This is a genomic window from Vibrio crassostreae, assembly GCF_024347415.1.
GTDB lineage: Bacteria > Pseudomonadota > Gammaproteobacteria > Enterobacterales > Vibrionaceae > Vibrio > Vibrio crassostreae.
The window spans coordinates 3,060,173-3,074,820 of record NZ_AP025476.1 but is presented as its reverse complement, the minus strand read 5'-3'; the positions used below and the strand labels follow the sequence as shown (position 1 = coordinate 3,074,820).

The 14,648-nt window shown below is 44.6% G+C and carries 15 protein-coding genes; 7 read left to right on the top strand and 8 right to left on the bottom strand.

The genetic code is table 11. From position 1 onward, the window contains the following. The first annotated feature begins 14 nt into the window (after positions 1–14). From OC193_RS13750 to OC193_RS13730, 5 genes are all read left to right on the top strand, one after another. Positions 15–629 (top strand): MlaC/ttg2D family ABC transporter substrate-binding protein, encoded by a 615-nt coding sequence (locus OC193_RS13750; RefSeq protein WP_230682695.1) that lies wholly within the window; start codon positions 15–17, stop codon positions 627–629. After that, the gene (locus OC193_RS13745; protein WP_004735315.1) at positions 629–937 is read left to right on the top strand and encodes an STAS domain-containing protein; all 309 of its coding nucleotides are present in this window, start codon (positions 629–631) and stop codon (positions 935–937) included. Before OC193_RS13750 ends, OC193_RS13745 begins: the two co-directional genes overlap by 1 nt. A 13-nt stretch (positions 938–950) precedes the next feature. After that, positions 951–1,205 (top strand): BolA family iron metabolism protein IbaG, encoded by a 255-nt coding sequence (gene ibaG / locus OC193_RS13740; protein WP_017058924.1) that lies wholly within the window; start codon positions 951–953, stop codon positions 1,203–1,205. Positions 1,206–1,213: 8 nt separating this feature from the next. Continuing rightward, complete coding sequence (gene murA / locus OC193_RS13735) at positions 1,214–2,479, top strand: UDP-N-acetylglucosamine 1-carboxyvinyltransferase (protein WP_017058925.1); 1,266 nt, start codon at positions 1,214–1,216, stop codon at positions 2,477–2,479. A 152-nt stretch (positions 2,480–2,631) separates the two neighbouring features. Next, a complete protein-coding gene (locus OC193_RS13730) occupies positions 2,632–3,357 on the top strand; it encodes a 1-acylglycerol-3-phosphate O-acyltransferase (RefSeq protein WP_048659263.1) in 726 nt (241 codons plus the stop codon). Between the two features lie 125 nt (positions 3,358–3,482). Here the strand turns inward: OC193_RS13730 and OC193_RS13725 are convergent, their stop codons facing one another. The 5 genes from OC193_RS13725 to arcA all read right to left on the bottom strand — a co-directional run bounded on the left by OC193_RS13725 (position 3,483) and on the right by arcA (position 8,081). Beyond that, positions 3,483–3,872: a RidA family protein gene (locus OC193_RS13725; RefSeq protein WP_009847729.1), complete on the bottom strand. Its 390-nt coding sequence runs from the start codon at positions 3,870–3,872 to the stop codon at positions 3,483–3,485. A gap of 136 nt (positions 3,873–4,008) precedes the next feature. Next, positions 4,009–4,470 carry an aspartate carbamoyltransferase regulatory subunit gene (pyrI, locus tag OC193_RS13720; protein WP_017058927.1) on the bottom strand — a complete coding sequence of 154 codons (462 nt, stop codon included), beginning with the start codon at positions 4,468–4,470 and terminating at the stop codon, positions 4,009–4,011. 12 nt (positions 4,471–4,482) lie between these two features. Further along, positions 4,483–5,412 (bottom strand): aspartate carbamoyltransferase, encoded by a 930-nt coding sequence (pyrB, locus tag OC193_RS13715; protein WP_048662137.1) that lies wholly within the window; start codon positions 5,410–5,412, stop codon positions 4,483–4,485. Between the two features lie 287 nt (positions 5,413–5,699). Next, entirely contained in the window at positions 5,700–6,704 is a 1,005-nt protein-coding gene (locus tag OC193_RS13710) for an ornithine carbamoyltransferase (RefSeq protein WP_048666353.1), read from the bottom strand. A gap of 156 nt (positions 6,705–6,860) precedes the next feature. Beyond that, complete coding sequence (gene arcA, locus OC193_RS13705; protein ID WP_048659260.1) at positions 6,861–8,081, bottom strand: arginine deiminase; 1,221 nt, start codon at positions 8,079–8,081, stop codon at positions 6,861–6,863. 576 nt (positions 8,082–8,657) lie between these two features. Between arcA and rraB the strand changes: the two genes are divergently transcribed. After that, positions 8,658–9,074, top strand: a complete 417-nt coding sequence (gene rraB, locus OC193_RS13700) for a ribonuclease E inhibitor RraB (RefSeq protein ID WP_017058930.1) — start codon at positions 8,658–8,660, stop codon at positions 9,072–9,074. Positions 9,075–9,199: 125 nt separating this feature from the next. Next, positions 9,200–9,994: a glycosyl hydrolase 2 galactose-binding domain-containing protein gene (locus OC193_RS13695; RefSeq protein ID WP_048662134.1), complete on the top strand. Its 795-nt coding sequence runs from the start codon at positions 9,200–9,202 to the stop codon at positions 9,992–9,994. Between the two features lie 49 nt (positions 9,995–10,043). Here OC193_RS13695 and OC193_RS13690 read toward each other — a convergent pair whose 3' ends face one another. The 3 genes from OC193_RS13690 to OC193_RS13680 form a co-directional block, all read right to left on the bottom strand. Beyond that, positions 10,044–10,949, bottom strand: coding sequence for a bifunctional helix-turn-helix transcriptional regulator/GNAT family N-acetyltransferase (locus tag OC193_RS13690; protein WP_080967317.1), 906 nt, complete (start codon positions 10,947–10,949; stop codon positions 10,044–10,046). 133 nt (positions 10,950–11,082) lie between these two features. Continuing rightward, positions 11,083–11,487 carry a DUF2061 domain-containing protein gene (locus OC193_RS13685; RefSeq protein WP_048662132.1) on the bottom strand — a complete coding sequence of 135 codons (405 nt, stop codon included), beginning with the start codon at positions 11,485–11,487 and terminating at the stop codon, positions 11,083–11,085. A gap of 220 nt (positions 11,488–11,707) precedes the next feature. After that, positions 11,708–14,581 carry a valine--tRNA ligase gene (locus OC193_RS13680; RefSeq protein WP_048659256.1) on the bottom strand — a complete coding sequence of 958 codons (2,874 nt, stop codon included), beginning with the start codon at positions 14,579–14,581 and terminating at the stop codon, positions 11,708–11,710. Between the last annotated feature and the right edge of the window lie 67 nt (positions 14,582–14,648).

Genomic DNA, 14,648 nt, shown 5'->3' with positions numbered 1-14,648 from the left:
GGTTTTTCGCTGTAATGGCCTTGTTGATTTCTACTCAAGCTTTTGCGGATACGACTATTGATAAAACGCAGCCTTACCAAATGATGACGCAAGTCGCTGAGGTGGCATTTGAGCGCTTAAAGAGCGAACAAGACAACATTCACCAAGATCCAGAACTCCTTAAGGTGATCGTGGAAGAAGAGTTGATGCCTTATGTGAATGCACAATATGCGGCACTTAAGTTATTAGGGCCAAATCTGAAAGGCGCGGATAGAAAAGATGTCCGTGTATTTATCGACTCATTCCGTAAATACTTGGTTTCTTCTTACGCGCAAGTACTGACTCAATATTCAGACCAAACCATCGAGTTTGGCCCTGAACCAAAAATCAAAGCGGACAGCCGTATTACCAGTATCAAGGTAGATATCATTGATTCGCCGCGACCTAACATCAAGCTTGAATTTAAACTTCGTAAAGACAAAAAATCTGGCGAGTGGAAGGCATTTGATATGGTTGCGGAAGGGATTAGCCTGTTGTCGAGCAAGCAATCGGAGTGGAATACTAAGATTCGTCAAGAAGGCATCTTACAGGTTGCTGACGAGCTAGAGAAATTAGCAGCACAACCGATTCGTTTTGAGAGTAATAAATAATGAGCCATTCTCAATGGCAAGCACTAAGCTCTAAAGAATATCAGCTGCTCGGCGATATCGACCGAGACAGTGTCCCTGCAATCTGGCGTATATTGGAAAAGTGGCAAACGACGGAATCGAGCGTTGAAATTGACCTTAGCCATATAAATCGAGTCGATTCAGCAGGAATGGTGATGCTAATTCACTTATTAGAGCATGCAAAAAATCAAAACTGTCATATAATGCTCAGTTTCGTGCCAGAACAATTACGAACGTTGTTCCAATTGAGCAATATCCAGCCAATGATGGCAGAACACATAAAAAATTAGGCAGGAGCTATTTGTGGACAGCACAAAAGTACAAGAATTATTAGCAGAGGCACTGAACCTTCAGGAAATTTTCGTGAAGGGTGAAGGCAGTCATTACGAAGTTGTTGCGGTTGATCCATGTTTTGACGGCATGAATCGAGTTAAGAAGCAGCAACTAATCTACGGCCCACTAATGGAATACATTCAACGCAATGACATCCATGCTCTTTCTATTAAGGCTTTCACGCCAGAAGAGTGGGAACGTGATAAGAAACTGATGTCACTTTAAGGTTTATGATGGAAAAGTTTCGAGTTATTGGATCGGACAAGCCGCTAAGCGGTGAAGTGACGATCTCAGGCGCAAAAAATGCAGCGCTACCTATCTTATTTGCTTCAATTCTTGCTGAAGAGCCAGTTGAAGTGAGTAATGTTCCTCACCTACGTGACATCGATACTACGATGGAGCTACTAAAGCGTCTCGGCGCAAAAGTATCACGTAACGGTAGTGTTCATGTTGATGGCAGTGAAATTAATGAGTTTTGTGCGCCTTACGATTTAGTAAAAACAATGCGTGCTTCTATCTGGGCTTTAGGTCCTCTAGTCGCTCGTTTTGGTGAAGGCCAAGTATCACTTCCTGGTGGTTGTGCAATTGGTGCTCGCCCTGTTGATTTGCATATCCATGGCCTAGAGCAACTAGGTGCGACCATTAAGTTGGAAGATGGTTATGTGAAAGCAAGTGTTGATGGCCGTTTGAAAGGCGCGCACATCGTGATGGATAAAGTAAGCGTTGGCGCTACGATTACTATCATGTGTGCAGCAACACTAGCGGAAGGTACAACAGTACTCGATAACTCAGCGCGTGAGCCTGAGATTGTTGATACGGCTGACTTCCTAAACAAACTAGGTGCTAAAATTTCTGGCGCAGGTACAGATACGATTACTATCGAAGGCGTTGAGCGTCTTGGTGGTGGCCAACACTCTGTGGTTGCTGACCGTATTGAAACGGGCACTTTCCTGGTTGCTGCTGCTGTTTCTGGCGGTAAAGTGGTTTGTCGCAACACCAACGCTCATCTTCTTGAAGCTGCCTTAGCGAAGCTTGAAGAAGCGGGTGCGAAGGTTGAAACGGGTGAAGACTGGATCAGCCTTGATATGACGGGTCGTGAACTGAAAGCGGTGAAAATCGTAACGGCACCTCACCCTGGCTTCCCAACCGATATGCAAGCACAGTTTACTCTGCTTAACATGATGGCGAAGGGCAGTGGTGTTATCACTGAGACTATCTTTGAAAACCGCTTTATGCACATTCCTGAGTTACAGCGAATGGGCGCAAAAGCGGAAATCGAAGGCAACACGGCTATCTGTGGTGAGACGGAAAAACTGAGCGGCGCTCAAGTAATGGCTACGGACCTTCGCGCATCTGCGAGCCTTGTGATTGCTGGCTGTATTGCTCAAGGCGAAACCATCGTTGACCGTATTTATCACATCGATCGTGGCTACGATAAGATTGAAGATAAACTGTCAGCCTTAGGCGCAAACATTACACGATTTAGTGAGTCGAACTAACCTAGGTTAGTGGATTCATGAATCAGTAAGATGAAAACATAAAAGTCGGAACCTTGGTTTCGGCTTTTTTATAGTTGTATTTACCGCAAGTAAACCTATTGCTCATTTTTGCGCGAATAGATGAATCAACTTGGCGGTCGGTGAGGAACAAAATGATAGCAATATTACGTATTTTCGCAGTGGCGATATTTGCGATTCTTATGTTTGTATTTGGGTGTGGTTACTGTTTACTAAGCCCGCGCAACCCAAAACACGTATTTACCTTTGGCCGCTATTTCGGTCGCATGTCGAAGATCTTCGGTATGAAGTTAGAGCTTCGCATCCCAGAAGATGCCTACTCTCGCGGCCAACATGTTTATGTGGCGAACCACCAAAACAGCTGGGATCTATTCACGATTTCATCAGCGGTAACGCCAAAAGTGGTGACGGTTGGTAAGAAAAGCCTAGTGTGGATGCCTCTATTTGGTCAGCTTTACTGGTTGACGGGTAACATCCTAATTGACCGTGCTAACCGCAGCAAAGCGGTGGGTACCATTGATCAGGTAGTGACCAGCCTAAAAGAGAGCGACGTTTCAGTATGGATGTTCCCTGAAGGGACTCGTTCTCGTGGCCGTGGTCTGCTGCCATTCAAAACGGGTGCATTCCATGCGGCGATTGGTGCTGGCTTACCGATTATCCCTATCGTGTGTAGCTCAACAGGTGGCGTGAAGCTAAACCGTTGGAACAACGGCCATGTGATTGTTGAGATGCTGCCACCAATCAGCACTGAAGATTACGATAAGTCTAATGTTCGTCAACTGGCTAACCTAGCTCGTGAGCAGATGGCTGCTAAGCTTGAAGAGTTAGACAAAGAAGTGGTTGAGCTTAATAAGAAGTAATCATCTAAGCGAAACGATGAACAATAAAAAAGGTTGCCAATTGGGCAACCTTTTTTGTATCTGATAAACGCTCAGCATTATGCCTTATTCGTTTACTAGAAACCGTTTATTCTAGATATTAAAACCTATTTGCGAACCGCAATAGCTTCGATCTCAATACCTACATCTTTTGGCAGACGTGCTACTTCAACACATGAACGTGCAGGGTAGTTCGCAACGCCGTGCTCATCAAAGAATTTGCCGTAAACTTCGTTTACTGTGCCGAAGTCGTTTAGGTCTTTTACGAATACCGTTAGTTTTACGATGTCTTTTACAGTCAGGCCTGAAGCTTCAACAACCGCTTGAACGTTGTCTAGAGATTGGCGAGCTTGCACTGCGATATCAGCAGATACTTCACCAGTTGCTGGGTTTACTGGGATTTGACCAGAAGTCAGTACCATGTTACCAAGGTCAACACCTTGTACGTATGGGCCGATTGCAGCTGGAGCAGATTCTGTGTGAAGTACTTTAGTCATTGGTTTATTCCATCAGTTATTAGATAAAAATCAATTTTCAGTGTGCCTTCAAACTTTGGATAGGTAAAGAGCAAAATACCCCGCATAGGCGAGGTATTTGATAGTTTTTACATTCGGTCAGCGTTGCCGTATGGCGTTATCTTTCTGTCACGATCTCGCGAGAGAATACCTTTTCGCAATACTTACACTTTAATCGAATATCTTCTTTCTTTTCAAAGATCTTAAAGCTGCTTTCAACCGGTTCATTGTGAGTAATACAGTTGGTGTTTGGACACTCGAAAACATCGTTGATTTGCTCAGGAAGTTCTAGGGGGAGCTTCTTAACCACTTCGTAATCTTCGATTTGGTTTACTGTTGCATGAGGTGCGTAAAGAGCCAGCTTGCTCGCCTGTTCTTCGGTGATAAACACATTCTCAATCTTGAGTAGGTCTTTTCCGCCTAGTGCAGAAGACGGCAGATTTAGGCCAATCGTCACACGCTGATGAGAGTTGTGCATGTCGAACAGTTTTAGCACTTTGATCCCGATGTTAGCTGGGATGTGGTCGATAACAGTACCGTTTCTGATTGCTTCAACTTTTAATTGAGTCTCTTTAGACATGATATTTCTCCTCTACAGCGTTTCGTTAAGAACAAGGGCTAGTAATGCTTCACGCGCGTAAACACCATTCTCTGCTTGCTGGAAGTAGTAAGCGTAAGGTGTTTTATCGACATCGATAGTAATTTCATCAACGCGAGGAAGAGGGTGTAGAACCTTCAGGTTATCGCGTGCATTTTCCAGCATTGAAGCGGTCAGGATATACGCTGATTTGATGTGCGCGTATTCTGACTCATCGAAGCGCTCTTTTTGAACTCGAGTCATGTACAAGACATCAAGCTCAGGAATGACATCTTCCATGTCCGTCAATAGTTGGTACTTGATGCCCGCTTCATCAAGCTCTTCGCAAATGTAGTCTGGCATCGCTAGTGCTTCTGGTGCCACGAAATAGAAACAGATGTTGTCGAACTTCGCTAGCGCTTGCGTCAACGAGTGAACTGTACGGCCGTACTTAAGGTCACCAACGAATGCAACGTTTAGGTTGTCGAGGCGGCCTTGTGTCTCGGCGATAGAGAATAGGTCTAATAACGTTTGTGTTGGATGTTGATTTGCGCCGTCACCTGCGTTAATAACTGGTACACCGTTTGAGAACTCAGAAGCCAGACGCGCTGCGCCTTCTTGAGGGTGACGCATTACGTAAGCGTCAACGTATGAAGAGATAACCTGTACCGAGTCCGCTAGCGTTTCGCCTTTCTTTGCCAAAGAAGTGTTACCACCACTGTCGAAGCCAATCACGTCACCACCGATGCGTTGAATCGCAGTTTCAAAGGAGAGGCGAGTTCGCGTAGAAGGTTCGAAGAAGCAGCTGGCAACAACTTTGTTCTTGATGAGTTCTGGGTTTGGTACAGCCTTTAGCTGACCTGCCGTTTGAACAATTAATTCTAGCTCTTCACGAGAAAGCTCTGGAATTGAGATGATGTGCTTTTGATAGAGCGAATTCGCCATGATCTTCTTCCCCACAATAATGTATTGGCCATAAAAAAGCCCCCCATAATGGGAGGCTTTAAAAAAGTGCTGAAAAGCAGAATAGACGGCCTGGCAAGCATGTTAGCTTGCGAGCAATATTTGGTGTCTTCATAATTTTATTATGTGTTTTCACAATATCATTATGTTTTATCACAACATTGCTTGGCGTCATTTTCACTACTCTCAGACAAATTGCCGAGAATTATACGCTTTCAATTTGTGAGCGCAAGCGATTACATCAAGCTTTTGTTTACTTTCAATATTCGCTATTGGCCCAGTGTCGCAACCATTACCGCTTTGATGGTGTGCATGCGATTCTCAGCTTCATCAAACACAATTGAGTAATCCGATTCAAAGACTTCGTCAGTGACTTCTAAACCGTTCATTCCATACTTGTCTGCGACTTGCTGGCCGATTACGGTTTCATTGTTGTGGAAAGCAGGTAAGCAGTGCATGAATTTCACTTGAGGGTTACCAGTGAGCTTAATAACTTCCATATTCACTTGGTAAGGCGTCATAACAGCAACACGTTCGTCCCAAGCTTCTGGCGCCTCGCCCATCGAGACCCAAACATCGGTGTAAAGGAAATCACAACCTTTAACACCTTCAGCAACGTCTTCGGTTAACGTGATTTTAGCACCTGTACTTTGCGCGATAGCTTGGCACTCTTCAACGAGCTGTTCTTCTGGCCAAAAGGCTTTTGGCGCGACAAGGCTAATATCCATACCCATTTTCGCAGCACCGACTAAAAGTGAGTTGCCCATGTTGTTACGAGCGTCACCTAGGTAGGCAAAGCTGATTTGATGTAGATGTTTACCGCGACCATGCTCAAGCATAGTGAGGAAATCAGCCAAGATCTGAGTCGGATGGAATTCATCGGTTAGGCCGTTCCAAACCGGCACACCAGCGTATGCGCCAAGATCTTCGACAGTGCTTTGACCAAAGCCACGGTATTCAATGCCGTCGTACATACGACCTAATACACGAGCCGTATCTTTCATTGATTCTTTCTGACCAATCTGAGAACCAGAAGGGCCTAGATAAGAGACTTGAGCACCTTGATCAAAGGCCGCTACCTCAAAAGCACATCGAGTTCGTGTTGATGCTTTTTCAAAGATCAAAGCGATGTTTTTACCGTTAAGCTTTTTCTGCTCTGTTCCTGCATACTTAGCTTTTTTTAGATCAGCAGACAGATCGAGTAAAAACTGAATCTCTTTAGGAGTAAAGTCGAGAAGTTTTAGAAAGTTACGATTGCGAAGATTAAAGGCCATCTCTCGCTCCTTGCGAATATAGAATCAATGAAGAACTCAGTTAAACATAAAGATGCTATATTTGTGAATATTTATTTTATTAATTTAATAAAAAAGGCCAGTAAATGAATACTGGCCTAGATAAGTTATTGAGTTCGTTTAACTGAGCTCTTTGACTTAGATACCGTCTCTTTCGATAGGGCAGCTCATACAGCGTGCGCCGCCACGACCACGGCCTAGCTCGTTGCCAGGAATCGTTAGAACTTCGATACCCGCTTTGTCGTATTTCTCATTGGTGTAAACATTACGCTCATAGCCAATCACGGTACCTGGCTTCACTGTTAGTACGTTGTTAGCGTCATTCCACTGTTCACGTTCAGCTTCATAGTTGTCACCGCCAGTCGTGATGATCTTCAGCTGATCAAGGCCTAGAGCCCCTTCAATTGCTGACAGGTAGTTTTCCGATTTCTCTACACGCATCTCACCATTTTCTTTTGGTGTTAGGCGCCAAGTATCTAGATCTTTGCGAACAATCTCAGGGTAGACAGAGAAAGTGTCGATATCCATGTGCGTCATCACCGTATCAAGGTGCATACAAGAGCGGTGTTTTGGTAAATCGATAGCAATTACTTCGGTTGCTTGACCCGAACGGAACAAGCTAGCCGCTAGGTTTTCGACACCTTGTGGCTTGGTACGCTCAGAGATACCAACCAGTACCGCGCCTTTACCGATAACCAGTACGTCACCGCCTTCAATATTGGCGTTGTCGTAGTGAAGGTCTTCATCACCAAAGTACTTAATGAAATCTTGACCGGCGAACACTGGATGCCAGCGGTAGATAGCACGCAGGTGGTTCGTTTCACGTTGACGTGCAGGCTTCATCATTGGGTTCAGCGATACACCGCCGTAAACCCAGCATGAGGTATCTCGCGTAAACAGGTGGTTAGGCAGAGGTTCGATAACGAAATCGAGTGGTCGATGCATTTTAGGCAGCATCGATGATGATTTGATAGGAAGCTCAGAATAAGCCAAGCCACCGAGTAAGATCGTTGCTAGATGCTCATTATCCATTTGAGCAAGGTAGTTTCTTAAGTCACGGGCAAAAGTAGGCCCATAACGGAAATCTGAGATTTGAGTATTCAGCAACCACTCACGAGCCTGAGGTACGGCAAGCGTCTCTACTAGCAGGTCGTGCAGCAGTAGCACTTCTACGTCTTGACTGCGCAGCGTTTCTGCAAAGGCATCATGTTCTTCACCAGCTGCTTCAACGGCAAGTACATCATCAAATAAAAGATCATGACAGTTTGAAGGGGTGAGGTGGGTGAGTGCTCTTTCAGGTCTATTTAGGAGAACTCGTCTCAATTGACCGACTTCGGAGCCAACGTACAGCTTACTCATTTTGCATCCTTACTATTAATCCAGCGTCTATTTATGACAAGCTTGTCCGTAATATGCAAGTTTTACAGATTGAGTTAATGCAAGGTATTTGGCTAATTATTGGTCATAAAATCTGCCATTTTAAACTTTACGCAGATTAAATTCCAATTTACTGGCTATCGAACGGAACAACGTTTTTGAGGATCTATGCTCAATTCATGGCTTGTTAGAATTGAATTTTGCTTATCAATCGTGATTTTTTATTCACTATTATGCACTTTTTGATAACAAGCTGAGGATTTATGCACCCTAAAAGCGGTTGGGTGTATGCAGCCAATGTGACTAATCACGCAAGTTTTATTCAATAAGCCCTAAAGTGGCCACAAAAACGAAATGCTAAAATACGTGGCAGTTAATAAAATGTTGGAAATTTGTTTCTGTGATTTTGATTTCACTTTTGAATTGATATTGGCTCTGCGATCTCGCGATAAACTTATCTTTCTAGGCCTGATCTGGGTGGCTTTTCTGGACGATCCGTGCCATATTTCGTGGCAATCAAATTTGATCTTTTCATAGTCAACACTCTGGAGCAGACACATGTCTCACGAAGATGAATATCTATCAGTAGCGGAATTAATTGAATTTCAAAAGGAAGAGACTCGCGACATCATTACAGCATTGATTGAAGATGGTAGCGATCCTGAAGCTCTATACGATATCGAGCATCACCTATTTGCTGAAGATTTCGATGTGCTTGAGAAAGCGGTTGTTGAAGCATTCAAAATGGGTTTTGAAGTGCTTGAAGCTGAAGAGACTGAAGACGAAGATGGCAATAAGCTACTTTGTTGTGATGCAACAATGCAATGTACTCTGAATGCAGAAGCGATCGATGAGCAAGTTGAGAAGCTTGTGAACCTTGCAGAGAAGTTCGACATTATCTACGACGGTTGGGGCACTTACTACGAAGGTGAAGATGCTATCTACCCGGACGAAGATGATGAAGGCGAAGAGTAATTCTTTCCTAATTTAAAAAAATGCCAGCCTCGAGCTGGCATTTTTTTACCCTCAGAGAAATAAATGTCTTTATATGCATTCATTCATTATAATGCGGTCAAAATTGATCTAGCTCAAGGAATGATATGCGGTTGCTTCTCGATGGTCTTTGGCAAATTTCGCCACTGACGGATCTCTCTATCCCACAAGATGACATCACTTTTCCGGCTCCGTTAAGCTCAAAGCTCCCTGGTAGCTTGAGTGAAAATGAAATTGCAGAGCAAGAATGGCACCTGATGCATGACATCGAAGTTGATGATGCTATGTTGGCGTGTCCATTCGTTGAGTTGGTCGTAGCGGGTGTCGATTACTTTGCAGAAGTGCGACTGAATGGCGTTGCCGTGTTTGATTGCGATGGTAGCCAAGCTGAATATCGCAAAGACATCCGCCCTTATATGCAGTCTGGCCGAAACCGTTTTGAGATCCTTTTCCTTGAAGAAGAAGAGAGCCTGCTGCTTGAAGAGGATATGGATGATTCTGTATCTTCACAGGTTGTCGCTAAATCTGATTCGCGCATCGGGATTTGGCAAGCGCCATACCTGCAGTTCGTTCGAAACGTCAAACTAGAGCAAGTTGTCACAGAGCAGATCTGGCACCATGGCGGTGGCTGTGAGTTCAAAGTAGATGTTATCTATCAAACGCTAAAGCCGGGGTTAATATCGGCATCCATCAAGTTTAATGGCATGACACTCGTAATGCCGATAGATGTGCGCGCAGAGCATACCGGCGTTGTGTTTCAGGTGGAAGCTCCCATGGTATTTAACCTTGAGAAGCCCAACCCTAAGCATCTATATCAATTAGAAGTGGTACTTGATGGGCAAGAAGAGAGTTCTTTTGTTGCCTTGAACCCAACTTCTTGCGTCAGTAACTTTTTACGCTAACTCCGTATATTTTAGCACTATCTTCTTTCGCTATAGCGGCACATTCTGCTTATAACGATTTGGCCATGACAACCTCACAAGCGTCGTGGCCTGTCTCTCCCCAAGCTGAGTCAAGGTGCTCAAACCCAAGTTTATCATAGAGTTTGACCGCAGCACCTAAGCATTCCGTCGTTTCTAAATACATGTGTTGATACCCAAGTTGTTTGGCTTGCTTTAAGCTCAAAGCGACAATTCGCTTGGCTAGGCCATGCCCTCGAGTTTGCGGTAAGAAGTACATCTTTTGTAGCTCACACACATTGGGTTTGCCTGCTAGAGGGGCAAAGCCACCGCCTCCGACAACCTTTCCGTTGTGTTCGATAACCCAATACATTGCGTTTGCTTGGCTATAGACAGAGTACATATCATCGAGTGTTGGATCGGCCACGCCATAGCCTTTATCTTCTGTGAGCCCATGCTCAGCGGAAACTTGGCGAATGACTTCGGCTAATTGTTGGTTGTCTGACTCTGTGAGTGGACGTAATACAAACTCATCCGCTTGGCATACTTTCGTTAGCCCTTTTAAATAGCTCTCAAGTCCTTGCTTAAGCAGTTGTTGTTCGTTGTTATTGAGTGTCGAGAGTACTTTTTCAAAGAAGATGCTTTGCTGCTGGTCGAGTTGAGATAACGCATCAACACCTTGAGCGGTTAGGGCGACTAATTGGCTACGCTTGTCTGTTGGGTTCTCTAGGCTTTCAACTAAACCAAGCTTGAGCAGACCCGTGACAGTGCGGCTAGCATTCGATTTATCTACGTTAAGTTGCTGTGCTAATTGGTTGATGGTGATTGGCTGCAACTGGATTTCACCAAGAGTATGAGCCTGGACTGGAGTGAGGTCGACATCACCACACTGCTTATCAAGCATGCCAAGTAAACGAACCGTTTGACGAGAATAGTCTCTTAACTGTTGAGAATTCATAACTACCTACCTTTGGATTAAGAAATAAAGTTGCGCACCGCAATTAATTTAATTGCGGTACGCAACTTTGTCAATGGTAAGCCGAATTTTGTTATTCGAAACTGGTTGCTTCAATCGTTCAGTGAGCTTTAGATTAAGCGTGTTGATGTAAGCAAAACTGAGCTTGTACTGTTTGGCTTTCAGCTTTTCGTAACCAGACTTTCTCGTGGAAGTAGTAAGCAACTGTATTTAAAGCTGGCTCTAGCAAAGCCATCACACCGCCGATGAAGGCATCGCCAGTCAACAAGTAGACAACGGTAAAGGCAACACTAAAGTGGATGCTAGCAAAGCTTGCTGTTTTTAATTTGGTCATCCACTGACGAGCTTTAAGCGCTGGTACTTGAGCCCACGCCTTTTCATGAAAATAGAAGGCAACCGTATTCACAGAGGGCTCAATCATGGCGATTAAGCTACCAATTAAGATGTCGCCTGTGAGTACATAAGCGACACTAAATGCGATAGTAAAATGTAATGCAGCAAAGGTTAGTGTCTTTTTCATGATAATTACTCGGTCGTTGTGTTGTTTCGATAGAGCTATTATTGAGAATTATTATCACTAAATCCAATGGGCAGTTAAGATTGTTTTGATAGGCAAAAGCTATCAATAAACTGGAGTGGGGCTGATTGGATTGGAACTTGGTGCATAAAAAAAGGCTGACCATGAAGGCCAACCTTTTTATCTAGAGCGAGAGGTTCGAAACCTCCTCGTTCATTCAGTTTTAAAGAGCAGCAATTGTTGCTTTTTGCTCTTCAAGCTTCACAAGAGTCTCTTGGTAGCCTTCAAGCTTTTCACGCTCTTTCGCGATAACCGCTTCTGGCGCTTTAGCAACGAAACCCTCGTTACCTAGCTTACCTTCGATACGCTTAATCTCGCCGTGAGTTTTAGCTACTTCTTTATCTAGACGAGCAAGCTCAGCATCTTTGTCGATAAGACCCGCCATTGGGATCATTAGCTCAGACTTACCAACCAGTTTAGTTGCACAAGCAGGAGTCTCTTCACCATCAGCTAGAACTTTAATGTCGTCTAGTTTAGCTAGAGAGTTAAGAACGATCTTGTTCGCTTCGATACGAGCTGCATCTTTCTCATCAGCTACTTTGATCATTACTTCTAAGCCTTGGCTCGGTGCAATGTCGTATTCCGCACGTAGGTTACGGATAGCTGTGATGAAAGTCTTAACCCATTCGATGTCTTCTACGATCTCAGCATTGAAGTTATCTTCGTTAAACTGAGGAAGCGCTTGAGTCATGATTGTCTCGCCTTCAACGCCGTCTACTAGAGGCTTAACGCTCTGCCAGATAGATTCAGTGATGTAAGGAAGAACTGGGTGAGCAAGACGCAGAGTCTTCTCTAGAACCGTGATAAGCGTGTAACGAGTCGCTTGTTGTTGAGCTTCAGTGCCTTTCCAAAGAACCGGTTTAGTTAGTTCTAAGTACCAGTCACAGAATTGGTTCCAGATGAATTCGTAAAGCGTGTTTGCTGCCATGTCTAGACGGTAGTTGTCTAGGTGAGCATTAAACTCTTTCGCTGCAACTTCAAACTGAGATTCAATCCACTTATCCGCTAGAGAGAATTCCATGTTTGCACGGTCTTCAACAGACAGTGACATGCCACAATCGTGCTCTTCTGTGTTCATCAGTACGTAACGGCTCGCGTTCCATAGCTTGTTACAGAAGTTACGGTAACCTTCAAGGCGCTTCATGTCCCAGTTGATGTCACGGCCAGTTGAAGCCATAGCTGCAAGAGTGAAACGCAGTGCGTCAGTACCGTATGGTTCGATACCGTTTTCGAAAGTTTTACGTGTTGCTTTTTCGATCTTAGCAGCCAGTTTAGGTTGCATCATGTTGCCACAACGCTTTTCTACTAGCTCTTCAAGGCCGATGCCGTCAATCATGTCGATTGGGTCAAGTACGTTACCTTTCGACTTAGACATCTTGTCGCCGTTTTCATCACGGATAAGACCTGTCATGTAAACCGTTTTGAAAGGTACTTGAGCCTTGCCATCTTCGTCTTTCACGAAGTGCATGGTCATCATGATCATACGAGCAACCCAGAAGAAGATAATATCAAAACCAGATACTAGTACTTCTGATGGGTGGAATGTTTTCATTGCTTCAGTATCTTCAGGCCAGCCTTGCGTGCCGAACGTCCAAAGTGCAGAAGAGAACCATGTATCAAGTACATCGTTGTCTTGCTTAAGAACAATCACCGGTGAAAGGTTGTTCTTTTCACGAACTTCTTCTTCAGTGCGACCTACGTAAACTTTACCATCGTTGTCGTACCATGCTGGGATACGGTGGCCCCACCACAGTTGACGAGAGATACACCAATCTTGTACGTCACGCATCCACGCGAAGTACATGTTTTCGTACTGCTTAGGTACGAATTGGATTTCGCCATCTTCAACGGCTTTGACTGCAGGTGCAGCAAGAGGTGCTGTGCGCACGTACCACTGGTCAGTCAGCATTGGTTCGATAACCACACCACCACGGTCGCCGTAAGGGACAGTTAGGTCGTGATCTTTGATCTCTTCAAGTAGACCAAGTTCATCGAATTCAGCAACGATAGCTTTACGTGCAGCAAAACGCTCCATGCCTTGGTACTTAGCAGGGATATCTGTTGAGTAAACATCGCTTTCTTCGCCGTTGGTTGTGAAAACTTCAGCAGCATCACGGATATCAGCGTTGAACGTTAGGATGTTGATCATCGGTAGGTTGTTGCGCTTACCCACTTCGTAATCGTTAAAGTCATGAGCTGGAGTGATCTTCACACAACCCGTGCCTTTTTCCATGTCTGCGTGCTCATCGCCTACGATAGGGATAAGACGGTTAACAACAGGAAGTAGGATTTCTTTGCCGATAAGATCTTTGTAACGAGGATCTTCTGGGTTAACCGCTACGCCAGTATCACCAAGCATGGTTTCTGGACGAGTAGTAGCAACAACGATGTAGTCTTTACCATCAGCCGTTTTAACACCGTTCGCTAGCGGGTAGCGGAAGTGCCACATGAAACCTTTTTTGTCTTTGTTTTCAACTTCAAGATCTGAAATTGCAGTGTGCAGTTTAGGATCCCAGTTTACTAGACGCTTACCACGGTAGATTAGGTCTTCTTCGTATAGACGAACAAACACTTCTTGAGTCGCAGCCGATAGGCCGTCATCCATAGTGAATCGCTCACGATCCCAATCTACAGATGCTCCAAGACGACGAAGCTGTTTAGTGATCGTGCCACCTGATTCGCCTTTCCATTCCCAGATCTTGTCGATGAAAGCTTCACGACCGTAGTCGTGTTTTGTTTTACCTTCTTCAGCAGCAATCTTACGCTCAACAACCATTTGAGTTGCGATACCAGCGTGGTCAGTACCCACTTGCCAAAGCGTGTTTTTGCCTTTCATACGTTGAGCACGGATAAGCGTATCCATGATCGTATCTTGGAACGCGTGACCCATGTGTAGGCTGCCAGTGACGTTCGGTGGCGGGATCATGATGCTGTAAGCTTCTTTTGATGTGTCACCGTGTGGCTTAAAGTAGCCTTTCTCTTCCCAAGTCTGATACAGAGCTTGTTCGATTGATGTTGGGTTGTATGTCTTTTCCATAGTGCTCTTAAACGGATACTGTGAATGGTTAATCGTGGTCAAACTTCATAAGTGAAGCTTCTTGAAT